Here is a 21,952-nt window from a genome sequence, read left to right on the forward strand (position 1 = left end):
GGGCTCGGAGATGTGTATAAGAGACAGAGACCGGCCACCGCGAAGAAGGCCATCGCCTCCGGCGGGACGCTGCCGTCGGCCATCGCGCCGCGCACGCAGGCCAGCAACTCGTCGATCTCCATGTCCGGTGCCCGCCCACCCAGCGTCCGCCATCCGTCGGACAGGCGCAGCGCGGCGGCCAGCGTGTCCACGTCCGTGCCGTCCAAGGGGCGCAGAGCGGTGACTCCACCGGGAATCGCCAGGGTGCTGGCGGCGCGCATGCGATGCGTGTTGGCCTCCTCCAGAAACAGGGCGAGAGCCCCGGGGCTGGTGCGCATCGCGTCGAGGACGGTCAGCGACCGCTCACGCAAGGTTTCGGCCCAGTCCACCATCTCCGGCGAGGCGAGGACGCGGTCCAGGGCGCCATCGGCCAGCCGGTTCTCCAGGCGGGTCTGCACGGTGACCGGCAGGTCGTCCATGCGCCGCGACAGCGCGGGCCACCAGCCGGCGGTGTCGATGACGCGAATGCAGCCGGGCAACGGATCCGGAATGCAGAGCAGGAGCGGATCGCGCAGCATCACCGGTTCCAGCCAACGCGCCCACAGGCGGCGCGTGTGGGCGCGGCGGCGGCTGGACAGCAGGCTGAGCAGCATGGCGCGCATGGGCGGGCTGCCCGGCCGCTCCGCGGCCCGCAACGAACCGGTTCGGTGATCGAAGCGCGACAGGAACCGGCGGAACGCCGCGTACCGGCCGGCGGATGCGCTGTCCGGGTTCGCACCGTTCAGGTCCATGCCGTACAAACTCCCAGCATCGAGGCCGCCGCCTTTGAGGCTGGCGCCTTCAAGGTTGTCGCCCTCGACACTGGCGCCCTTGAGATCGCCACCCTTGAGATCGCGGTTGAGTTCCATGTCCATACGTGGGCCAACTCCCTCGTTCTCGGAGAGTATAAAAGATAAAGGTAATACTTGGGTATTCATCAAAGGGCAGAATCGGCGCCAATTCGCGCTAGATGGCTCTAAAACATCACGTTTTGTGACAATTTGATACGGCTCTGGACGGGCGGGCTTAGGTCTCGTACCGCTTTGGTGCCTTTCCGGTCGGTGATGCGGAACCATCCGGGTAGGTCGTGCGTGGAGGAGGCCATGGGCCAGGATATGGACGAAGGTCTGGACGACGAGCCGCTGTTCGGCCCCGACGACGGGTTCGCCGACGACTCCGCGGCCAACGCCCGACCGGCAGACCCCTGGCCCGTGCTGGTGGTCGACGACGATCCTCAGGTCCACACCATGACCGAGGTTCTGCTGCGCGACTTCGAATTCGAAGGCCGTCCGTTCGAGGTGGTCAGCGCCCTGTCCGCCGCGGCCGCGCGGTCGCTGCTTCTGACGCGCCCGGACATCCCGGTGGCGCTTCTCGATGTGGTGATGGAAACCGACGACGCCGGCCTGCGTCTGGTCCGCTTCATCCGCGAGGATCTCAACAACCACCGCATGCGCATCATCCTGCGCACCGGCCAGCCGGGGCAGGCGCCGGAGCGGGACGTGGTCGTCGCCTACGACATCAACGATTACAAGGCCAAGAGCGAACTCACCGCCCAGCGCCTGTTCACCACGCTGGTCAGCGGGCTGCGGGCGTGGCGCGACATCGTGACCATCGAGCGGCATCGCCAGGGTCTGGAGCGCATCCTCGCCGCCTCGGCCCCGCTGTTCGAAACCCGGTCCATGCGCACGCTGGTCGAGGAACTGGTGGACCAGCTCAGCAAGGTGGTGGACAACAGCGGCGGCGCCGTTCTGGCCTGCCGCATGGTGGATCGCGGCGACGGCAAGACGCGAGCCACCGTGATCGCCGGCTCCAGCCGCTTCGCGCGGTTTATCGGGCGGCCCGCTTCCGACGCGCTGGAGCCCGACCTGACCGCCCAGGTGGTCGCCGCCTTCGAGACGCAGCAGAGCAGTTTCGGATCGGCCCGCTGCATCCTGGCCTTCCGCACGCGGGAGCATGGGACGACGGTCTTCGCCCTGGAGCGGAGCGAGCCCTATCGCGAGGACGACCACCGGCTGCTGCAGCTGTTCTGCGCCCGCGTCATCATCGGCTTCGACAATGTGTGCCTGTATGAGGATCTGGTCGCGCTGAACCAGTCGCTGGAGCGGCGTGTTAGTGAGCGGACGGCCGAGCTGGCCGCCAACCAGGCCGCACTGGTCGCCGCCAAGGAGCGGGTGGAGCGTGCGCTGGAGGCGGAACTGGTCGCCCGCGAGCAGCAGCGCCAGTTCGTCACCATGGTCAGCCACGAATTCCGCACCCCGCTGGCCATCATCGACAGCGCGGCCCAGATGCTGACCCTGCGGGCGGAGCGGGAAACCCCGGAATCGTTGGAGCGGCTGCGCGTCATCCGCAGCAGCGTGCAGCGCCTGACCGGACTGATCGACACGCATCTGACCGACGAGCGGCTCCAGGCCGGGACGCTGAAGGTGCAGCGGGCGGAGGTCGATCTGCCGGCGCTGCTGCGTTCGGTGACCGAACCCTTCCGCACCGCCTATCCCGGGTGCGACTTCCGCCTCGATCTTGACCGTCTGCCGCCCATGGTGATGGCCGACGGGCATCTGCTGGGAATGCTCTTCAACAACCTGCTGAACAACGCCTTCAAATATTCGGATGGCGACTGCCGCGTCACGGCGAGCGGGTGGGCCGAGGGAAGCGTGGCGGTGGTGGAGGTGGCCGACCAGGGGCGCGGCATTCCACAGAACGAGCTGCCCCTGCTGTTCGAGCGGCATTACCGGGGGGCCGGTTCCGCCGGGGTGCCGGGAACGGGAATCGGTCTGCACACGGTGCGGCAGATCATCCTGCTGCACGGCGGATCGATCACCGCGGAAAGCACGGTCGGGCAGGGCAGCGTCTTCCGCGTCCGCCTTCCCGTGAAGGGCTGAATCCGCAACGCCGGGCTGCCGATGTGCGCCGCGATATTCCTTCCAGCGCAGCGGGCGGAAATGTAACGTGTTCATAACAAGGCCGACGCGATCTCCGGATGCGGTCCGGGACGTTCAGACGCAACAGGCGGCCTCGTCGCACTCCAACGGAAGAACCGTGGACTCCACCATGCTCGCTCAGCAATATGCCGGGATCAAACGGGACCTTGACGAGAAGGGCATCATCTTCTCGTTCAGTGGCTATCTGTCCGAGGGGATACTCTATTCCCTGGGAGAGGCGTTGCGGGAAAAGATGACGTTGGAGGACACCGACGGCCCGACGGTCCGCCGGGTCTTCGCCGTCTTCGTCGAGCAGATGCAGAACATCATCCGCTACTCGGCCGAAAAGGTGACCGGCGCCCGCGAGAAGCCGGTCGAGCTGAGCGCCGGCATGGTCACCATCGGCATGGAAGGCGGGAAGGTCTTCATCGTCTGCGGCAACACCGTGTACAACGCCGACGTGCCGCGCCTGCGCGAGCGGCTGGAGTATCTCAAGGGCTTGGACAAGGACGCGATCAAGACCTATTACCGGGAGCAGCTGCGCGAAACCCCGGAAGAGGGCGCGCGGGGCGCCAACATCGGGCTGATCGAGATCGCGCGCCGCGCCAGCGAACCCATCGAGTACGACTTCCTCGAAATGGACGAGGGCAAGAGCTTCTTCTGCCTTAAGGCTCGGATCTGAAAGCGGCTTGTGGACATCCGGACGACCATGGAATCCCTGAAATTACCCGCGACGGGCCGGACGCCCGAGGTCGATTTCGACTTTGCCCAAGGCGTTCTCCGCCTCAGCGGCGAGTCCTATCCCGACGACGTGGCGACCTTCTTCGGGCCGATCTTCGCAGCGCTCCGCGCCTTCCTGGCCGAAGCGGGCGGCCATCCCATCCGGTTCGACATGGAGCTGCTGTACTTCAACAGCTCCAGCGCGAAGGCGCTGATGAACATCTTTCAGATGCTGGAGACGGCGGCCAGTGAAGGGCGCAGCATTTCCGTCACCTGGTGTTACGAGGAGAACGACGACTCCATGCAGGAGTTGGGCGAGGATTTCTCCGAGGATTTGCATCACGTCGCCTTCACTCTGAAACAGATTCCCGCAGACGAGGCGTCATGACCTTCAACCTCTTCGCCGCCGAGGAGCAGGCCATCGAGCAGGCCCGCCTTCTGGGGGAGAGGCTGGGCGCTGCCGCGCCCGAACTGCGCGCTGATTTCGAGGCGCTGGTGGAGGCGTTCCAGCGCAGCACGCGCGAACAGCGCCGGCTGGTGCGGGTCAGCGACCGGCTGCAGGCGCAGCTCGGCTCTGCCAACCAGGAGCTGGAGCGCCGCCGGCAGGAGGCGGAAACCGCTCTGGCCGACCTGCGCGAGGCGCAGGAGGCGATGGTCCGCGCGGAGAAGCTGGCGTCCCTCGGCGCCTTGGTGGCTGGGGTGGCCCACGAGATCAACACGCCGGTCGGCATTGCCGTGTCCTGCGCGTCGCATCTGTCCGACGCCACGTCGCGGTTGCGCGGGCGTGCCCAGACGGGCGAGCTGAGCAAGGCGGATTTTACCCGCTACGTCGCCACCGCCACGGACACGACGTCGCTGATCCTCACCAATTGCGAGCGGGCGGCCAAGCTGATCGCCAGCTTCAAGCAGGTGGCGGTGGACCGTGCCAGCGCCGAACGGCGCGTCGTGCACCTCAACCGCTACATCCAGGAAACGCTGGTCAGCCTGGAGCCGAAGCTCCGTCAAGGCAAGCACACCATCGCCGTGTCCTGCCCCGACGGGCTGGTGGTGGACACCTATCCGGGCGCCCTGTCGCAGATCCTGACCAATTTCGTGATGAACTCCGTCACCCATGCCTTCGTCGACGCGCAGGGCGCGGACGGGCAGGGCGGAGGCCTGTCGATCACCGTGGACGAGCCGGAGCCCGGCACCGTGCGGCTGGTCTACACCGACGACGGCCGGGGCATTCCGCCGGACCATCTGCCGCGGATCTTCGATCCGTTCTTCACCACCCGACGCGGCGAAGGGGGCAGCGGGCTTGGCCTGCACATCGTGCACAACTTGGCGGTCGGGGCGCTGAAGGGGACGATCTCCGTGGACAGCGCGCCGGGGCGGGGAACACGCTTCGTCCTGACCTTCCCGAAGGACACGCCTGCGGACGACGCATCCGCCTGAACGGCGTCGGAATCCCCGCCGTTCAGATCACCCGGACCGGGGCGGAGAACACGTAGCCCACGCCGTGGACCGACTTGACCGGAGCTGTTTCGCCGATCGCGTTCTCCACCTTGTGGCGCAGGCGCCCGACCACCGTGTCGATGGAACGGTCGTCCGGGTTCCAGCGGCGGTTGTAGAGCGCGACGGAGATCTGGTCGCGGGTCGCCGGCTGACGGGCCTGTCCGGCCAGCAGGGAGACCAGCTTCATCTCCATGCTGGTCAGGCTGACGCGCACGCCCGCCGGGCTGGTCAGCGCCCAGGCCGTGGCGTCCAGAATCCAGCTGCCCTCGTCCATCGCGGGATGGCCGGAGGGTTGCGAGGCCGGCGGAGTGGCGCCGGCGTTGCTCGTCTCCAGACGGCGGAGCAGGGCCTTTGCCTGGGCTTCCAACTCGCGCATCTCGACGGGCTTCACAAGATAGGCGTCGGCCCCCAATTCCAGCCCGACCACCCGGTCCACGGTGGAGCCGCGGGCGGTCACCATGATGATTCCGATGGCGGGATTCTCGCGCAGCCGTGTGGCGATCTTGAACCCGTCCTCCCCCGGAAGATTGACGTCCAGAACAACCAAGGATACCGGGCGTGACGCGATCTGCTCGTCCAGTTCGCGTCCATTCTTCGCTCCGATCGCGTCGAAGCCGCAACTGCGCAGGTACTCGATCATGTCACGTCGCAGAGACGCCTCGTCCTCGACGACAACGATCGTAACGGCCGCCATCCCCTCTGCTCCCCCGTTACCGGTGCTTATTGTTCATAGGGCCGGCGCGGAAACTATATGAAGTCGAATGGTAGGTCGAGTGACTTCGGCCCGCGACGGCCCCCTGCTGCACTATTACGCAATCTTTCGAAGGGTAGTTACGCGATTTCCCACAGGGTGTTCCGCGCCGGGGCCGCGGGATCGCCGGCCAGCCGGACCCGGAAGCCGATCATGGTGATGTCGTCGCGTTGCGGGCGGTCGCCCTGGAAGCCGGACAGGCTGGCTTCGATGCGCTCCTTCTGCCGGTCGAGCGGCAGGGCGCGGCACTCTTCGACCACACCGTGCAGGCGGCGCTTGCCGAAGCTCCGCCCCCGCTCTCCGCCACATTGGTCGGTCAGCCCGTCGGTGCAGATGTAGAAGGTCTGGTCCGGCTGCAGTTCCAGGCTATGGTTCGTGAAGGCCGGGGTGGGGCCGGACGCGCGGTATCCCAGGCTGCGGCGATCGGCGCGGACCTCGCTCAATCCGTCCGGGCCGGCGACGGCCAGGGGCAGGCGGGCGCCGGCATAGACGAGCCGCCGCTGCGCCGGCTGGACGTAGCACAGCGCCAGATCCAGCCCGTTGTCGAATCCGCCTTCCCAGCTTGCCGCGTCACCGTCCTGGTGCAGGGCCGCCCGCACCTTGTCGTCCACCGTGGCGAGCAGCGCGGCGGGGTCGGCGGCGCCCATGCCGTCCACCACGTTGTTCAGCACGGCGCTGGCCGTCATAGTCATGAAGGCGCCGGGGACCCCGTGGCCCGTGCAGTCGGCCACACCGATCAGGAAGCCGCCCTCGACCTCGCGGTAGTAATAGAAGTCGCCGCTGACCACGTCGCGCGGACGCCACAGGACGAAATGCTGGGCCAGCCCGCTGTCCAGGACTTCCGGCTTCGGCAGGATGGAGGACTGGATCAACTGGGCGTAGTTGATGCTGTCCATGATGCGGCGGTTGATGTCGGCCAGCGCCTCCGTCCGCTCCTGGACACGGAACTCCAGCGTCTGGGTGTAGTCCTGGACCGTCTCGGCCATGCGGTTGAAGGTCTTGGTCAGGACGCCGATCTCATCCTCCCGCTCGGTGGCGAGGCGGGCGCCGTAGTCGCCGCGGGAAACCGCCTGGGTCGCCTGGGTCAGCCGCCGCAGCGGACGGAGCACGACGCGGTTCAGCATGACGCTGATGATGGCGATGGCGGTGACCAGGGACAGCAGAAGCAGCCCGACCACCGGCAGCAGCGCCTCCAGCGTGTTGCGGTGGACCTCCTCCGTCGAATAGAGCAGGCGCAGCGTTCCCACCTGCCGGGTCACCCCGTCGCGTCCCCGCAGATCGATGATCTTCTCGACAGTGGTGGAGTCGGCGGAGGTCCTGGGGTCGCCGGACACCGCCATCGGCTCGCTGCGCCCCGGCTCGAAGACGGAGACGGCGAGGATGGCCGGGTCGCGCTCGCGTAGCGAATCGATGATGTTGCGGACTGCGCGGTCGTCGATCTCCCAGATCGGGTTGGCCAGCGCGTCGGTCTGCATGGCAGCGACCAGCTGCGCCCGCTTGGTCAGAGCCGAGACCTGCTGGTGTTCCACGATGTTGGCCGACACGGCCACGGCGACCATCCCAACGGCGGCGGCGGTGACCAGGATGACGCTGCCGATGCGGGTCAGCAGCGAACGGTCGCGCCGTCCAACGGCGAGGGAGCGCAGTTCGGTCACGGGGCGATTCCCTGCCGGGCCCACAGCGCCGGAAGGGCGCCGCTGCGCTCCAGCCGGTCGAGCGTGCCGTTGACCCAGGATGCGCCGATGGGACCGTCGCGCCGGACCAGGATGGTGTGCTCGTAGATCTGGTCGGTGTGGTCGGACACCAGCAGTTGCGGCGCCATGTCGGGATTGGCTTTCAGGAATTGCGCCAGGAAGGAGCGGGTGACGATGGCCAGCGCGGCGCGCCCGGCGGCGACGCTGCGCACATTGCCCTCATGCGTGACGGTCAGCCGGGTGTTGAAGCGCTTCTCCAGGATCTGCGGGTCGGCGGTCATGCCGGCGAAGGCGTAATGATAGCCGAGCCGCCCGAGGATCGTCTTGTCGTCGAGCCGGTCGAAATAGCTCTGGTCCATGCCGGGACCGGCCTTGGCGACGAACACCTCCGCGTCGCGCAGGAACACCCGCGAGGCCTCCACGGGGCGCCCCTTCCAGCCCCAGGCGAGGCTTTCGAAGGCGATCATGTCGAAGCGGCCCCGCTCCATGTCCTCGTAGCGCCGCTGGGGGGAGGTGCGGACCAATTCGAATCGGAAGTCGCTCTGCTCCGCGTTCAGCAGGTCGAGCAGGGCCTGCGTGACGCCGCCGCCGGACTCGGTGACGTAGGGGGGGAACTCGTAGCCACCGACCTTGACGGTCACCGGAGCGGTTGCGGACTCGGCGGGTGCGGATTCGGCCGTCGCGGCAAGGCCGGACGACGGCAGGCCGCCCGCCGTCAGTCCGGCGAGCGCCAAGGCCAGTATCGTCCGGCGGGCAACCGCTTTTGCCATCCTCAGCCCCGATGCTGTTCGCAAAGCCGTGCGAAAAATCCACGGCATTTTACCAATGTATGCGCGTATGCAGCAATGTTTGTCGTTGAATGTGAACGAGAAATTTCGCCGTCACGCCGCTGCCGTTTCCCGTTCTTCCTCGGCCAGCGCGCCGATCTCCTCGCCGCTCAGCGTCTCGCGCTCCAGCAGGGCGGCGGTGATCCGCTCCAGCGCGGCGCGGTCGGCGGCCAGGATGCGCCGGGCGCGCTCCATTCCCTCGTCGGTGATGCGGCGCACCTCCTCGTCGATGCGCCAGGCGGTGCGTTCCGAGCGCACGACGGCGGGGTCGTTGCCGGCGTGGGCGACATATCCGATGGCGTCGCTCATGCCCCAGGCGGTGACCATGCGGCGGGCGAGGTCGGTGGCGGCGCGGAAATCGGCCTCCGCCCCGGTGGTGACGGCGTCCGGGCCGAAGACCAGATCCTCCGCCGCCCGCCCGGCCATGGCGACGGCGATGTCGGCCAGCAGCTTGGCGCGCGACACCGACACGCGGTCACCCTCCGGCAACCGCACCACCATGCCCAGGGCGCGGCCGCGCGGGATGATCGTGGCCTTGTGGATGGGGTCGGCCTCCGGGCAGCGGATGGAGACCAGCGCGTGACCGGCCTCGTGATAGGCGGTCAGGCGTCGCTCGTGGCTGGAGAGGGCGAGGCTGCGCCGCTCGTTGCCCATCAGGACACGGTCCTTCGCCGCCTCGAAATCGGCCATGCCGACGATGACGCGCCCGTTGCGCGCGGCGGACAGGGCGGCCTCGTTGGTCAGGTTGGCCAGCTCCGCGCCGGAGAAGCCGGGGGTGCCCCGCGCCACCGTGCGGACGCAGACGTCGGGGGCGAGGTGCAGCCGGCCGGTGTGGACGCCCAGGATGGCCTCGCGCCCGGCCACGTCGGGCAGCGCGACATGGATGTGGCGGTCGAAGCGGCCCGGCCGGGTCACGGCGGGGTCCAGCATCTCCGCGCGGTTGGTCGCGGCGATCACCACCACCTCGCCGCCGCCCGCGCCGCCGTTCACGATCCCGTCCATCTCGACCAGGAGCTGGTTCAGGGTCTGCTCCCGCTCCGAATGGGAGTTGGATTCGCCGCGCTTGCCGGCCAGGGCGTCGACCTCGTCGATGAACAGCAGGCAGGGGGCGGCGGCACGCGCCGTCTTGAAGACGTTGCGCACCCGTGCGGCGCCCAGCCCGACGAACATCTCCACGAAGTCGGAACCGGAGACGGTGAAGAAGGGCACCCCGGCCTCGCCGGCCGCGGCCTTCGCCAGCATCGTCTTGCCGGTGCCCGGCGGGCCGACCAGCAGGATGCCCTTGGGCACGCGGGCGCCGGCCATCGCGAAGCGGCGCGGGTCGCGCAGGAACTCAACGGTCTCGCGAAGCTCGTCCTTCGCTTCGTCCACCCCGGCGACGTCGGCGAAGACGGTGCCGGTGTCGCGCGGGCGGACGCGGGTGGCGCGGCTGCCGCCGAGGAACTGCCCGCCGCTGAGCAACAACGCGCCGACCAGCAGGCCGATCACCAGGAAGGGGGCCAGCTTCTCCAGGACGGAGACGGTACCGGAGACCAGCCCGCCGGCCTCCTCCTCGAAGGCGATGGCGATCTTCCGGCCGCGCAGCTCCTTCAGCAGGTCGTCGGTGACCGGAACGACGGCGCGCAGCCGCTGGCCGTCCGGCGTGACGGCGTGCGCCCCGTCGCCGCGGAAGGTGACCGATACGATGTCCCCCCGTTCGGCCGCCGCCACCAAGTCGCTGTAGGTCGCGACCTCCTCGGCGCCGTCACGCGCATAGTCGGTCCAGGCCGCGAAGGCGAACCAGCCAAGCAGAAGCGCAGCAACAACGGCAGCGGCGGTCAGGTACTTTTTCGGGATCGGCGGCATGGCGTCCTACGAAGGCGGTGAAAACCGTTTCCGGCACATCACCATCATTGATGAAGGCGCCACCGCCCCGCATCAACCGCATTCGGTCCAGGACTTTTCTTTGACCCAAAAGTAAGGAGAGGGTTAACGGCCCGGAGTCACTCCAGGCCGGCCTTCTTGCGCACGTCGTAGCTGCGCGTCCGGGACCATTCCTCCATGAACTTCACCAGCTCCGCGTCGGGCGGGTCGGGAAGGACGACCTTCAGCTTCACATACTGGTCGCCGGCCTGCTTGGTCGCTTGGTTCATCACGCCCTTGCCGCGAAGCCGCAGAGTGGAACCGGTGTTGGCCCCCGGCTGGATCTTCAGCGCGACCGGGCCGCTGACGGTGGGCACGCGGATGGTGGCACCGAGAACCGCCTCGTTCAGCGTGATCGGCACCTCGACATGGATGTCGGAGCCCTGGCGGGTGAAGAAGGGGTGGGCCTCGACATGGACCTCGACGATGGCGTCGCCGGCTCCGAAGCCGCCGGCGCCGGGAAGTCCCTGGCCCTTCAGCCGCAGCTTCGCCTGATCCTCCGTCCCCGGCGGAACGGCGACGTCGATGCTCTTGCCGTTGGACAGGCTGATGCGCCGCTTGGTGCCCTGCGCCGCTTCGATGAAGGGCACGGAGACCGAATAGTTGATGTCGCTGCCGCGCGACCGCGAGCCGCCGCCGGCAGCCCCACCCGCGGCGCCGCCACCGGGCCCGCCGCGCCTGCGCCCGCCGCCGAACAGGTCGGAGAACCAGTCCTCGCCGCCGAAGAAGGAATCGTCGCCCGCGCCACCACCGGCCCCGCTGTAGGCGCGGCTGCGCCCGGCGTTGGCGCGGGAGCGGCCGCCGAAGCCGTGATGCCGCTCCTGGCCGGAGGGGTCGATCTCGCCGCGGTCGAAGCGGGCGCGCTTGTCGGAATCGGACAGCAGCGTGTAGGCCGCCGAGATTTCCTTGAAGCGCTCCTCGTTCGCGGCGTTGCCGGGCTTCAGGTCGGGATGGAACTCCTTGGCGAGCTTGCGGTACGCCTTCTTGATGTCGTCGGCGCTCGCGGAGCGGGGGAGGCCGAGGATTTGATAAGGGTCACGCATGCTTTCCACGGACAGAGTTATTCCACCCCGAAGCCCGGGGATAAGGCATTACGAATTGGCGACGATCTTCCACGTACCGTCGGCCTGTTTGCAAGCGGTTCCGTAGGCCAATTCGGTCTGGCTCTTTGTGGTTACCGTTTGGTGGAACTCACGGCAATACTGACCGGCGTTGTTGTAGCCCTCACGCGTCGTGGTCAGCGAGCCGTAATGGCCCGTCGCCGGGTTGGTCCAGCCGATCTTGTCGCCGACCGGGGCGGAGTAGGCGCGCTTGGCCGCGGTCTCGGCCGCGGCCGCGTCCGACGGCTCGATCGCGGCGCCGCCGATGAAGGCGCCGAGCAGCGGGCCGGTGCCCGAAGAGGCGACCTTGCCCGACGCGTTGCCATAGGTCGACGAGATCCGGCCGCCGACGGTCTCCGCGTTCTTGGTGGCTTCCTTGGAGGTGCTGACGCAACCCGCAAGCAGGGCGATCGCCATCGCCGCCGGGACGAGCTTCTTCACGAACATCGATGCTGCCTCGAAAGGTTGGGAGCCGGCATGCCTTGCTTCTGGCGCACCGGTGGACACTCATATATGCGAGGCTGTCCTGTCTGTGAATTGGGCATATTTGTGAACTGGGAAGACGCCGCGACCGGCGCCGAAACCCAACGTTGAAACCATGGGCCTACGGCCGCGCGACGAGGGGACAATGAGCGAATCCAACGACCGGGACCCGTATGCCCTGTTCCAGGACTGGATGGCCGAGGCCACCCGCAGCGAAATCAACGATCCCAACGCCATGGCGCTGGCCACCGCGGACGCGCAGGGGGCACCGTCGGTGCGCATGGTGCTCCTGAAGGGCGTCGATCCGCGCGGATTCGTCTTCTACACCAACACCGAGAGCCGCAAGGGCGAGCAGCTTCTGGCCAACGCCAACGCCGCTCTGTGCTTCCATTGGAAGACTCTGAAGCGGCAGGTCCGCGTCGAGGGCGCGGTGGAACAGGTGTCCGACGCGGAAGCCGACGCTTATTTCGAAAGCCGTCCGCGGGAAAGCCGCATCGGCGCCTGGGCGTCGCAGCAGTCGCGCCCCCTGGAGGGCCGCTTCGAGTTGGAGAAGCGGGTCGCCCAGTTCGCCGCCAAGTTCGGCCTGGGCGCCGTTCCCCGCCCGCCGCACTGGACCGGATTCCGCATCCTGCCGCGGCGAATCGAGTTCTGGCAAGACCGCCCCTTCCGCCTGCACGAGCGGACGTTGTACCTGCGCGAGGGCGACCCGGCGGCGCAGGAGCCGGCGCGCTGGACGACGGACCGTCTTTTCCCGTAAAGGACCGATGCCGTCATCACATAAGAAGACGCTCATGAGCGAAGCGCGTTCGCACCGGCTGCGCCGGTACGCCACCTACGCCAGCGTGTCGGTGTCGCTCACGCTGATCCTGGCGAAGCTGGCGGCCTATCTGGCCACCGACTCGGTCAGCATCCTGTCGTCGCTGATCGATTCCAGCACGGACATGCTGGCGTCGGTGGTGACGTTGCTGGGGGTGCGGACGGCGCTGCGCCCGCCGGACGAGGCGCACCGCTTCGGCCACGGCAAGGCGGAGGCGCTGGCCGCGCTGGCCCAGGCCGCCTTCATCGGCGGCTCCGCCCTGTTCCTGACCATCGAGGCGGTGCGCCGTTTCATCACCCCGCAGCCGGTGGGCGAGGGGGCGGTGGGCATTGCCGTGATGCTGCTGTCGATCCTGCTGACTGCCGGCCTGATCACCTTCCAGCGCCATGTGGTGACGGCCACCGGCTCGGTCGCGGTGGGGGCGGACCGGCTGCATTATTCCGGTGACCTGCTGATGAACGCGGCGGTCATCCTGGCGATCCTGCTGACGGGATGGACGGGCATCAGCGCCTTCGATCCGCTGTTCGGTCTGGGCATCGCCGCCTATCTGCTCTTCGGCGCCCGCAAGGTCGCCAGGGAGGCGCTGAACGTCCTGATGGATCGGGAACTGCCGGCGGAGGAGCGGGAGCGCATCGCGGCGCTGGTGATGGTGCAACCGGATGTCGCGGGGATGCACGACCTGCGCACCCGCAGCTCCGGCGTCGGCGCCTTCATCGAACTTCATCTGGAACTCGACCCGTCGCTGTCGGTCGCCAGGGCACACGACATCACCGACCGGGTGGAGCACCGCCTGAAGGAAGCCTTCCCTGGTGCCGAGGTCCTGATTCACCAGGAACCTGCCGGATTGCAGGACGAGCGGCTGGACCATCGCATCGCCGACGGACGCGTCGTCGAGGACGATGCGGATTGACGCTTTCTCCGCCTTCGGTTGCGATCGGGTTACCGGCGCGCAATAATTGAGCATATTGCCTTTTAGAATGACCCTTCCTCCGTTGCGCAATTGTAAGGGTTCGGTAATAATTGCATTGGATTTTAGCGCTCTGCGCATTCTTGTGAAACGGATGGCGGGAAAATGGACAGTGCGTTCGGCGGCCGCTCTCATCTGATCGCGGACATTGCCACCGAAGCGGGCAATCTCGGCATCGAGATCGCGGACATCGCGGGCCATGTGGAGGAGGTCAACGGCCGCCTCGGCCATCAGGCCAACGTTTTCGCGCAGTTGCGCGGCACCGGGAACAAGATGTCGGAGAGCACGCAGCGCATCTCCGCCGCCGCGACCGTGGCGCGTTCCGTGACCGAGCAGGCCCGGCAGGAGGTCGAATCCTCCCACGACCGGGTGCAGCGCTCCATGGACGACATCCATGCCCTCGTCGCCGCGGTGGGGGGAATCGAGGGCCAGATCGCCGGCCTTCAGGAAGCGCTCGACCGCGTGGGCCGGGTTGCCAAGGAGATCTTCGTCATCGCCAAGCAGACCAACCTGCTGGCGCTCAACGCCACCATCGAGGCGGCCCGCGCAGGCGAGGCCGGGCGCGGCTTCGCCGTGGTGGCGAACGAGGTGAAGGCCCTGTCCAAGAAGACCAGCGAGGCGACGACGGAGATCGACGCCACGCTGAAGTATCTCAACGACCAAGCGCAGCGCCTGATGGCCGAAAGCGCGTCCAGCGCCAGCAAGGCCCGCGCGGTCAGCGAAGGCACCACCGCCATCGGCGCCGTCATCGAGACCGTCGGCCGGGCCATGTCGGAACTGAACGGCGAGACCGACAAGATCGACTCGGCCTCCTCCGAGATCGGCGCCAACTGCGAGGAGCTGCAGCACGAGATCGACGACCTCGCGGTCGGCGTGCAGCTGTCCAGCGACAATCTGGCCCAGGCGCGCGACCGCGTGAACACACTGGTCGGCATGAGCGAGCGGCTGATCGGCATCACCGCCGAGCTGGACGTGGAGACGGTGGACACGCCGTTCATCCGGCTGGTTTGCGACGCCGCGTCGCGCATCTCCGCCGATTTCGAGGATGCGATGGCGCGCGGCGAGGTTCGCGAAGGCGACCTGTTCGACAGCAATTACCAGCCCATTCCCGGCTCCAACCCGCAGCAGCACATGACCCGCTTCACGGAGTTCTGCGACCGCGTGCTGCCGAGGGTGCTCGACTCGCTGCTCGGGCAAAGCGAACGCATCGTCTTCTGCGTGGCGGTCGACTCCAACGGCTATCTGCCGACCCACAACCGCCGGTTCAGCCAGCCCCAGGGTGCCGACCCGACGTGGAACGCGGCCAACTGCCGCAACCGCCGCATCTTCAACGACCGGGTCGGTCTGGCCGCGGGGCGCAGCACGAAGCCGTTCCTTCTTCAGACCTACCGGCGCGACATGGGGGGCGGTCAATACGCCCTGATGAAGGACGTGTCCGCCCCGATCACGGTGCGCGGGCGCCATTGGGGCGGGCTGCGTCTGGCCTACAAGGTCTGAACCGGTATCCGCATACGGGGGGATGACATTGCGCCGCAGGGGACGGCGCAATTCCGGTTGGCATTCCGTGTTGCGGATTTATGATTGCGTCGATTCAATGCCGCTCGGGTGGGTAGCGGATGATTGAGCGAGCCGACGAGTGGCTGTTCGGTCGTCCTTGGGGGAGTCGTCACCGATAATCCTTGGAGGTGATGTTCATGCCCGAGCGTATCGTGGCGTTGTCGCGCGCGGTGTCCGATCATGCCACGCGCAAGATGGATGAGATCCAGGCCGTTACGAACACGACCAAGATCCTGGCGCTCAACGCCCTGATCGAGGCGATGCGCGCCGGGGAGGCCGGACGCGGCTTCGCCGTGGTGGCGCAGGAGGTGAAGGCCATCTCCGAGCGGATCACCGGCATCGGTGGGGAACTGCGAGCCCAGATGGCGGTGCAGACCGACGAGTTGAACACGCTCGGCAATCGCCTGGTCTCGCAATTGCGCGGCGGGCGTCTGGCCGATCTGGCGCTCAACATGATCGACATCATGGACCGCAATTTGTACGAGCGGTCCTGCGATGTGCGGTGGTGGGCCACCGACAGCGCCGTGGTGGATTGCGCCGCCGATCCGTCCGAGGCCAACCGGCGCCACGCGGCGCAGCGGCTGGGCGTCATCCTGGGCGCCTATACGGTCTATCTCGACCTCTGCGTCGTCGATGCCAGGGGCGTGGTTCTGGCGACCGGACGGCCTGACCGCTACCGCCGCGCCGTAGGCAGTTCGGTGGCGTCCGAACCCTGGTTCCGCGAGGCCATGGCGACCCGCAGCGGCACCGAGTTCGCGGTGGCCGACATCGGCACCAGCGATCTGCTGGACCGTGCGACCGTCGCCACCTATGCGACGGCCATCCGGGCCGGCGGGGAGGAGAACGGCCCCGTCATCGGCGTGCTGGGGATATTCTTCAATTGGCAGAATCAATCCCAGGGCGTGGTCGACTCCGTCCGCCTGACCGACGAGGAGCGCTCGCGGACGCGCTGCCTTCTGGTGGACAGCCGTCTCCGTGTGATCGCCGCGTCCGACCGCAGGGGTGTTCTGACGGAGAGCTTCGCCTTGCGCACCGGAGGCCACGGGCACGGCAGCTACTCCGACGAGCAGGGGCGCGTGGTGGGTTTCGCCGTGACTCCCGGCTATGAAACCTACAAGGGGCTCGGCTGGTTCGGTGTGATCGTCCAGAGTTCGGTCAGTTCGTGCAAATAGGCGTGTCGTATTGCAGCAATTCGATTCTTTTGAACGTCCCGCCTGAAATGTTGGCGAAACACCCCTGTGGTGCAGTTGAAGCACGGAAAGGTGTTTCGCATGCAGGCTCTCAGGCAAATCGTGACCGTACCGGAACAGGAAGACGACCTCGTCGCGGAGGCGATCCGCGACGTGCTTGTGGCGGACGTCATCGATCAGGCCACCAAAGACCGGCTGGTGGATGGGCTGACCGTTCTGAAAGCCGGGCTGGACTGCCCCGACACCGGCTGCACCGGCTGCTATCACCGCCGGTCTTGTGAACGCCTCATCGAAAGCATCCTGTGGACCAGCTGACGATCCTTCGGCTGACCCAGGTCATCGGCTCGGTCCAATCCGGAAGGGGGCGGGCTCCCTCTTTGGAACCGGTCGGGCTGTGACGGTCGTCACCGCGTAAACCGAAAACCATGCTAAAATGCCGTCTTAACGGTTCCCGCCCGCAGGCTTGGTGTGGCGTGGTGATCCGGAGATCGGTGTCTCGAGGTCGGTATGGGCTTTTCGGTGACCTTCTGGGGGGTTCGGGGCACGGTCCCTTGCCCGCTGCCGTCCCATATGGGCTTCGGCGGCAACACGAGTTGCGTGGAGGTGCAGGCGGGCGACCAGCGCATCGTGATCGACGCCGGCACCGGCATCCGCATGCTCGGAAAGCGCCTGCTGAAGGAGGGCGCCGCCGAGGCGACGCTGCTGATGAGCCACACCCATCTCGACCACATCTGCGGCTTTCCCTTCTTTGCCCCGGCCTACAGCAAGGGCTTCCACCTGCGCATCGTCTCCGGCCATCTGAAAGGCAATCCGGGCATCGAAGCGGCCATGGCGCGGCAGATGGAGCGTCCCCTGTTCCCGGTGCCGATGCGCACCATGGGAAGCAACATCGTGTTCGACGAGATCACGGCCGGCGACCAGTTCGCGCTGGGCGAAGGGGTGCAGGTCCGCACGGCGCGGCTGAACCATCCGGACGGCGCCACCGGCTACCGCATCGAGCATCTCGGCAAATCCTTCGCTTATGTGACCGACACCGAGCATGTGCCGGGCCATCCCGACCGCAACATCCTCGACCTGATCGCCGGCGCCGACCTCGTGCTCTACGACAGCACCTACACGGACGAGGAGTGGCAGAACCGCATCGGCTGGGGCCACTCCACCTGGACCGAGGGCGTCCGGCTGGCGCAGGCCGCCGGGGTCAAGCGGCTGGTGCTGTTCCATCACGATCCCGACCATGACGACGTGACCATGACCGCCATCGAAGCGGCCGCCCAGGCGGTGTTCCCGGACTGCTTCGCCGCACGGGAAGGGATGACGGTCACGCTGGCCTGACCCTGGCTTGGCGCCTATGGCCTGACCCCATCCGGGCCGTTATAGAGGGGCTTCCCCCACCGCGCAGCGAACCCCTCATCCATGTCCGCCTTTCCCTTGACCGTCCCGCCCATGACGCTGACGGTCGTCGCGCTGTTCGTCCTCACCTATGTCGGCATGGCGCTGGGGCGCTTTCCCGGCCTGCGCATCGACCGCACCGGCATCGCCCTGGTCGCGGCCATCCTTCTGCTGGCCATCGGGGCGCTGGAATCGGGGCAGGTGACGGAAGCGATCGACTTCCCGACCCTGTTCATCCTGTTCGGGCTGATGGTGCTGTCCGCCCAGTACGCGGCCAGCGGCTTCTACGACTGGTGCGCCCTGCGGGTGGCACAGGCGGCACGTTCTCCGGCCCGGCTGCTGGCAGTGACGGTGGCGGTGGGCGGCGGCCTGTCGGCGATGCTCGCCAACGACGTGGTGGTCTTCGCCATGACGCCGATGCTCTGCGTCGGACTGCTGGCCCGTCGGCTGGATCCGCGTCCCTACCTGATCGGCCTAGCCGGCGCGGCGAACGCCGGGTCGGCGGCGACGGTGATCGGCAACCCGCAGAACATCCTGATCGGCCAGATGGGCCATCTGGATTTCTGGCGCTTCCTGGCGGTCTGCGGCGTGCCGGCGCTGGTCGGCCTCGTGGTGGTGTATGCCGTGGTGTGGCTCGCCTGGCGGGGCCGCTTCGGCGAGCCGGATGACGGTGCGGTCGGGGAGGGCAGGGCGGAACCGGTGACGCTCGACCGGGCGCAGCTCGGCAAGGCGGTGGTGGCCACCCTCGTGCTTCTCGGCCTGTTCACCACCGACCTGCCGCACGAGATCGGCGTGCTGCTGGTCGCCGGGGCGATGCTGATCAGCCGGCGGCTGGCCTCGCGCGGCATGCTGGGCATGGTGGACTGGCACCTGCTGGTCCTCTTCGCCGCGCTGTTCGCCATCAACCACGCGCTGAAGCTGACCGGCCTCCCCGCCGAGTTCGTGTCGGGGCTGGAGGCCGCCGGCTGGCTGCCCGACCGGCTGGCGGTGATGACCCCGCTCGCGCTGGCGGCAAGCAACAGCATCGGCAACGTGCCGGCGGTGATCCTGCTGCTCGCCGCCTGGCCGTCGCCGCCGGAGGGGGCGCTCTACGGTCTGGCGATCCTGTCCACGCTGGCCGGCAACCTGCTGATCCCCGGCAGCCTCGCCAACATCATCGTGGTGGAGCGGGCGGCGGCGTCCGGCGTCCGGCTCGGCTTCCTGGAGCACGCCCGTTGCGGCATTCCGATGACCCTTTTGTCGATGGGATTCGCCGTTTTGTGGCTGTGGGGCACCGGCTGGATGCGTCTGAGCTGATTTTTCTCCTTATGGGCTATGCGAATGGTGCCGCCCCTCTCCGTCCGGGGCATTGCCCTCTCTTCGCAAAGCAAAAAACTTGGGGTGGCCTCTTCGAGGCACAGCCCCAAGGCACCGACGCGCCAAGCTTACACGAAGGACGGAAACCGCATGTCAGAAGCCCAGACGCCCCGGACGCTGGACACCGGAGCCCAGGAACGGCCTCGGGAAACGCCCTGGGAGACGCCGGTCGTCGCGGTGGTGGTCACCCACAACCGTCTGGCCCTGCTGAAGACCTGTTTGGCGGCCATCCATGGGCAGGAGCCGCGACCCGACCGCATCGTCGTGGTGGACAACGGCTCCAGCGACGGCACCGCGGAATGGCTGGCCGAGCAGCGGGCGGTGATGCCGGAGCTTCTGGTGGTCCGGCAGGCCAACATCGGTTCCGCCGGCGCTTATCACACCGCCTTCGCCACGGCGCTGGAACTGGGCGCCCGCTGGATCTGGAGCACCGACGACGACGGCATTCCGGCGCCCGGCGCGCTGGCCGAACTGCTGCGCCAGGGCGAGCGGCACGACCTCGACCTCGTCGGGCCGACCGTGGTCGCGGCGGAGGACCGGGGCGATCTGGCCTTCACCATGCAGGGCTTCACCAAGGCCGACGCCTTCGCCGCCGCGGCGCAGGACGGCATCGTGCCGGGCACCATCGCGCTGTTCAACGGGACCCTGCTGCGCCGCCGCGTGTTCGAGCGGATCGGCAACATCAAGCGCGAGATGTTCATCTGGGGCGACGAGTGGGAGTTCACGCTGCGCGCCCGGCGGGCCGGACTGCGCGACGGGACGGCGGTGCACGCTCTGCACGTCCACCCGCGCAACCGCCGCACCCAGCGTCCGCTGGCCGGCGGCTTCCTCGGCACGGTGGAGGAGATGCCGGAGAACCGCGCTCCCTATTTCTTCCGCAACATGGGCTACATCCACGCCACCTACGAGCGCAAGTCCATCGCCCGCATGATGGTCAAATACACGCTCTACTACCTGCTGCACCGGCGCGCCGACGTGAAGGGGCTGCGCGGCTTCTGGACCCATTACCGGGCCGGTCTGCAGAACCGCTATCCGGAGGACCTGCAGGCGTCCCCCACGGCCGCGGCGCCCGCCGCTCCGCCCCAGTCCTTCCCGAAAAGCGTCTGAAGGGGGGCCGCATGTTCAGGGATTTCACCCTCGACGGGCGGGCGGCGTCGCGCGCCGAGTCCGTGTATGTCTGGCCCGCCGCCCTGCTGATCCTGGTTGCGGCCTCGGTCCCCGTCTGGATGTTCGAGATTCCGGCGCTGGGCGACTACGTCAACCACGTCACCCGCATGTACGCCCTGGCCCATCTGGACCAGGACCCGTCGCTGGCGCAGTTCTACATAGTGCGCTGGGCGATCATCCCCAATCTGGTGATGGACATCGTCGTGCCGCCGCTGGCCAAGCTGATCGGCGTGCACACGGCGAGCCGGCTGTTCGTCACCGCCAGCTATCTGGTGCTGGTCACCGGCTCCATCGCGCTCTACCGCGCCGTCTGGGGCCGCGTGGAATTGGGGCCGCTGGCCGCCGGGCTGTTCCTCTACACGCTGTCCACCTACATGGGCCTGTTCAACTACCTGTTCGGGTTGGGGCTGGCGCTGTGGGGCATCGCCGGCTGGATCGTGATGCGGGAGCGCGCCCCCTGGCAGCGCGGGCTGGCCTCGCTCGGCATCGTGTTGCTGCTGTTCATCTCGCACCTGTTCGCGCTCGGGCTTTATGGCCTGACGCTTCTGGCCTTCGAGGGATGGCGGCTGTGGCAAAGCGGCGGCTGGCGCGCGCCGCGGCAGGCGCTGCCGGACGCGCTGGCCTTCGGTCTGCCCTTCCTGATCGTGCCGCCGCTTCTGCTGATGAGCCCGTCGTCGGGCTTCGCCGACGCGGTGCTGTGGGTCGGCACGGCGAAGCTGATGGGCTTCGACTTCCTGTTCGGCGGCTACGCCGACACGGTCGGCTATATGACGGGGATCGCCGTCGGGCTGGGCCTCGCCTGGGGTTTGTGGAGCGGGGCGCTGCGCGTCCATCCGATCGGCGCCATCACCATCGCGCTGGGGTTGGTGGTCTATGCGGCGATGCCGCTGGTCCTGTTCGGCTCCTGGTTCGCCGACAGCCGCCTGCCCATCGGCATCGCCTTCGTCGCGCTGGGCTTCGTGCGCTGGGAACTGGCGACCTCGACCATGCGGGTGGCCTTCCTGTCGGTGGTGGTCGCGCTGTCGCTGCTGCGCAGCGCCGATGCCGGGGTGGGGCTGGCCAGGGTGGACCCGTTGCTGGAGGAGGTGCGCCAGTCCCTGCAGCGGATCGAGCCGGGCAGCACCGTGCTCGCCACCTACGCCGACGAGACGCTGCACAAGTCGATCTTCCGCGCCACCCAATTCACCGACGACCGCGCCCTGTCCTTCGGCCTGCACCACGCGCCGGTGCTGGCGCTGATGGAGCGCTCCAGCCTCGTGCCCATCGCCTTCACCCATCCGGGCAAGCAGGTGCTGTTGCTGAAGCCGGACTATGCGGATCTCGACGGTGATTTCACCTACATGCCGCGCATCGGCTACGTGGCCGACGCGGTGCGCCAGCCGGGACTGCGCGACAACCATTACTGGGCCGACTGGCCCCGGCGCTTCGGTTACGTTTATGTGCTGTTCAGCGAGCCGGGCCGCGCCAACCCGGTGCCGGAGCATCTGACGCTGGTGCAGGAGGGGCGGTACTTTCAGCTTTACAAGGTGAAGTGAGGCGGGCGGTTGCCCCCACCCTAACCCCTGTCTCTTATACACATCTGACGCTGCCGACGATTATACG

General features: G+C 67.7%; 19 protein-coding genes and 1 pseudogene. 13 read left to right on the plus strand and 7 right to left on the minus strand.

Features of this window, described 5'->3' with window-relative positions; genetic code table 11:
• Positions 1–893: pseudogene (locus Q4I23_RS16180) on the minus strand (hypothetical protein); the annotation flags it as partial.
• A 228-nt stretch (positions 894–1,121) separates the two neighbouring features.
• Between Q4I23_RS16180 and Q4I23_RS16185 the strand changes: the two are divergent.
• The 4 genes from Q4I23_RS16185 to Q4I23_RS16200 all read left to right on the plus strand — a co-directional run bounded on the left by Q4I23_RS16185 (position 1,122) and on the right by Q4I23_RS16200 (position 5,090).
• Positions 1,122–2,897 (plus strand): ATP-binding response regulator, encoded by a 1,776-nt coding sequence (locus Q4I23_RS16185; RefSeq protein WP_454018611.1) that lies wholly within the window; start codon positions 1,122–1,124, stop codon positions 2,895–2,897.
• Between the two features lie 157 nt (positions 2,898–3,054).
• The gene (locus Q4I23_RS16190; RefSeq protein WP_498526874.1) at positions 3,055–3,618 is read left to right on the plus strand and encodes a SiaB family protein kinase; all 564 of its coding nucleotides are present in this window, start codon (positions 3,055–3,057) and stop codon (positions 3,616–3,618) included.
• A gap of 9 nt (positions 3,619–3,627) precedes the next feature.
• The gene (locus Q4I23_RS16195; protein WP_498526875.1) at positions 3,628–4,044 is read left to right on the plus strand and encodes a DUF1987 domain-containing protein; all 417 of its coding nucleotides are present in this window, start codon (positions 3,628–3,630) and stop codon (positions 4,042–4,044) included.
• Positions 4,041–5,090, plus strand: a complete 1,050-nt coding sequence (locus tag Q4I23_RS16200; protein ID WP_498526876.1) for a sensor histidine kinase — start codon at positions 4,041–4,043, stop codon at positions 5,088–5,090. The genes Q4I23_RS16195 and Q4I23_RS16200 overlap by 4 nt, the downstream gene beginning before the upstream one ends.
• Before the next feature lie 22 nt (positions 5,091–5,112).
• Here the strand turns inward: Q4I23_RS16200 and Q4I23_RS16205 are convergent, their stop codons facing one another.
• The 6 genes from Q4I23_RS16205 to Q4I23_RS16230 all read right to left on the minus strand — a co-directional run bounded on the left by Q4I23_RS16205 (position 5,113) and on the right by Q4I23_RS16230 (position 11,871).
• Positions 5,113–5,844: a response regulator transcription factor gene (locus Q4I23_RS16205; RefSeq protein WP_454018609.1), complete on the minus strand. Its 732-nt coding sequence runs from the start codon at positions 5,842–5,844 to the stop codon at positions 5,113–5,115.
• A 137-nt stretch (positions 5,845–5,981) separates the two neighbouring features.
• Positions 5,982–7,556: a SpoIIE family protein phosphatase gene (locus Q4I23_RS16210; protein WP_498526877.1), complete on the minus strand. Its 1,575-nt coding sequence runs from the start codon at positions 7,554–7,556 to the stop codon at positions 5,982–5,984.
• Complete coding sequence (locus tag Q4I23_RS16215) at positions 7,553–8,365, minus strand: substrate-binding periplasmic protein (RefSeq protein ID WP_498526878.1); 813 nt, start codon at positions 8,363–8,365, stop codon at positions 7,553–7,555. Before Q4I23_RS16215 ends, Q4I23_RS16210 begins: the two co-directional genes overlap by 4 nt.
• Before the next feature lie 111 nt (positions 8,366–8,476).
• Complete coding sequence (gene ftsH / locus Q4I23_RS16220) at positions 8,477–10,267, minus strand: ATP-dependent zinc metalloprotease FtsH (protein ID WP_498526879.1); 1,791 nt, start codon at positions 10,265–10,267, stop codon at positions 8,477–8,479.
• 137 nt (positions 10,268–10,404) lie between these two features.
• Positions 10,405–11,367: a DnaJ C-terminal domain-containing protein gene (locus tag Q4I23_RS16225; protein WP_454018605.1), complete on the minus strand. Its 963-nt coding sequence runs from the start codon at positions 11,365–11,367 to the stop codon at positions 10,405–10,407.
• Positions 11,368–11,415: 48 nt separating this feature from the next.
• Positions 11,416–11,871, minus strand: coding sequence for an RT0821/Lpp0805 family surface protein (locus Q4I23_RS16230; RefSeq protein ID WP_454018604.1), 456 nt, complete (start codon positions 11,869–11,871; stop codon positions 11,416–11,418).
• Between the two features lie 181 nt (positions 11,872–12,052).
• Here Q4I23_RS16230 and pdxH point away from each other — a divergent pair, with 181 nt between their 5' ends.
• The 9 genes from pdxH (at position 12,053) to Q4I23_RS16275 (ending at position 21,885) form a co-directional block, all read left to right on the plus strand.
• Entirely contained in the window at positions 12,053–12,664 is a 612-nt protein-coding gene (gene pdxH / locus Q4I23_RS16235; RefSeq protein WP_498526880.1) for a pyridoxamine 5'-phosphate oxidase, read from the plus strand.
• A gap of 34 nt (positions 12,665–12,698) precedes the next feature.
• Positions 12,699–13,634: a cation diffusion facilitator family transporter gene (locus Q4I23_RS16240; RefSeq protein WP_498526881.1), complete on the plus strand. Its 936-nt coding sequence runs from the start codon at positions 12,699–12,701 to the stop codon at positions 13,632–13,634.
• Between the two features lie 162 nt (positions 13,635–13,796).
• Entirely contained in the window at positions 13,797–15,188 is a 1,392-nt protein-coding gene (locus Q4I23_RS16245) for a methyl-accepting chemotaxis protein (protein WP_454018601.1), read from the plus strand.
• Positions 15,189–15,385: 197 nt separating this feature from the next.
• A complete protein-coding gene (locus Q4I23_RS16250) occupies positions 15,386–16,420 on the plus strand; it encodes a cache domain-containing protein (RefSeq protein ID WP_498526882.1) in 1,035 nt (344 codons plus the stop codon).
• A 99-nt stretch (positions 16,421–16,519) separates the two neighbouring features.
• The gene (locus tag Q4I23_RS16255; RefSeq protein ID WP_454018599.1) at positions 16,520–16,753 is read left to right on the plus strand and encodes a hypothetical protein; all 234 of its coding nucleotides are present in this window, start codon (positions 16,520–16,522) and stop codon (positions 16,751–16,753) included.
• A gap of 192 nt (positions 16,754–16,945) precedes the next feature.
• Entirely contained in the window at positions 16,946–17,770 is an 825-nt protein-coding gene (locus Q4I23_RS16260) for an MBL fold metallo-hydrolase (protein ID WP_454018598.1), read from the plus strand.
• Between the two features lie 111 nt (positions 17,771–17,881).
• On the plus strand, positions 17,882–19,123 hold the full coding sequence (locus Q4I23_RS16265; protein ID WP_498526885.1) for an SLC13 family permease: 1,242 nt from the start codon (positions 17,882–17,884) through the stop codon (positions 19,121–19,123).
• A gap of 150 nt (positions 19,124–19,273) precedes the next feature.
• Positions 19,274–20,290: a glycosyltransferase gene (locus tag Q4I23_RS16270; protein ID WP_498526883.1), complete on the plus strand. Its 1,017-nt coding sequence runs from the start codon at positions 19,274–19,276 to the stop codon at positions 20,288–20,290.
• 11 nt (positions 20,291–20,301) lie between these two features.
• The gene (locus tag Q4I23_RS16275) at positions 20,302–21,885 is read left to right on the plus strand and encodes a hypothetical protein (protein WP_498526884.1); all 1,584 of its coding nucleotides are present in this window, start codon (positions 20,302–20,304) and stop codon (positions 21,883–21,885) included.
• Positions 21,886–21,952 lie beyond the last annotated feature (67 nt).

Source organism: Azospirillum sp. UFLA03-27, assembly GCF_059803775.1.

What these genes read in the sequence shown, in the direction of transcription:
- Q4I23_RS16185 (WP_454018611.1), top strand. Translation starts at nt 1,122, where the DNA reads ATGGGCCAGGATATGGACGAAGGTCTGGACGACGAGCCGCTGTTCGGC.
- Q4I23_RS16200 (WP_498526876.1), top strand. Translation starts at nt 4,041, where the DNA reads ATGACCTTCAACCTCTTCGCCGCCGAGGAGCAGGCCATCGAGCAGGCC.
- Q4I23_RS16205 (WP_454018609.1), bottom strand. Translation starts at nt 5,844, where the DNA reads ATGGCGGCCGTTACGATCGTTGTCGTCGAGGACGAGGCGTCTCTGCGA.
- Q4I23_RS16215 (WP_498526878.1), bottom strand. Translation starts at nt 8,365, where the DNA reads ATGGCAAAAGCGGTTGCCCGCCGGACGATACTGGCCTTGGCGCTCGCC.
- ftsH (WP_498526879.1), bottom strand. Translation starts at nt 10,267, where the DNA reads ATGCCGCCGATCCCGAAAAAGTACCTGACCGCCGCTGCCGTTGTTGCT.
- Q4I23_RS16225 (WP_454018605.1), bottom strand. Translation starts at nt 11,367, where the DNA reads ATGCGTGACCCTTATCAAATCCTCGGCCTCCCCCGCTCCGCGAGCGCC.
- Q4I23_RS16230 (WP_454018604.1), bottom strand. Translation starts at nt 11,871, where the DNA reads ATGTTCGTGAAGAAGCTCGTCCCGGCGGCGATGGCGATCGCCCTGCTT.
- pdxH (WP_498526880.1), top strand. Translation starts at nt 12,053, where the DNA reads ATGAGCGAATCCAACGACCGGGACCCGTATGCCCTGTTCCAGGACTGG.
- Q4I23_RS16240 (WP_498526881.1), top strand. Translation starts at nt 12,699, where the DNA reads ATGAGCGAAGCGCGTTCGCACCGGCTGCGCCGGTACGCCACCTACGCC.
- Q4I23_RS16245 (WP_454018601.1), top strand. Translation starts at nt 13,797, where the DNA reads ATGGACAGTGCGTTCGGCGGCCGCTCTCATCTGATCGCGGACATTGCC.
- Q4I23_RS16250 (WP_498526882.1), top strand. Translation starts at nt 15,386, where the DNA reads ATGCCCGAGCGTATCGTGGCGTTGTCGCGCGCGGTGTCCGATCATGCC.
- Q4I23_RS16255 (WP_454018599.1), top strand. Translation starts at nt 16,520, where the DNA reads ATGCAGGCTCTCAGGCAAATCGTGACCGTACCGGAACAGGAAGACGAC.
- Q4I23_RS16260 (WP_454018598.1), top strand. Translation starts at nt 16,946, where the DNA reads ATGGGCTTTTCGGTGACCTTCTGGGGGGTTCGGGGCACGGTCCCTTGC.
- Q4I23_RS16265 (WP_498526885.1), top strand. Translation starts at nt 17,882, where the DNA reads ATGACGCTGACGGTCGTCGCGCTGTTCGTCCTCACCTATGTCGGCATG.
- Q4I23_RS16270 (WP_498526883.1), top strand. Translation starts at nt 19,274, where the DNA reads ATGTCAGAAGCCCAGACGCCCCGGACGCTGGACACCGGAGCCCAGGAA.
- Q4I23_RS16275 (WP_498526884.1), top strand. Translation starts at nt 20,302, where the DNA reads ATGTTCAGGGATTTCACCCTCGACGGGCGGGCGGCGTCGCGCGCCGAG.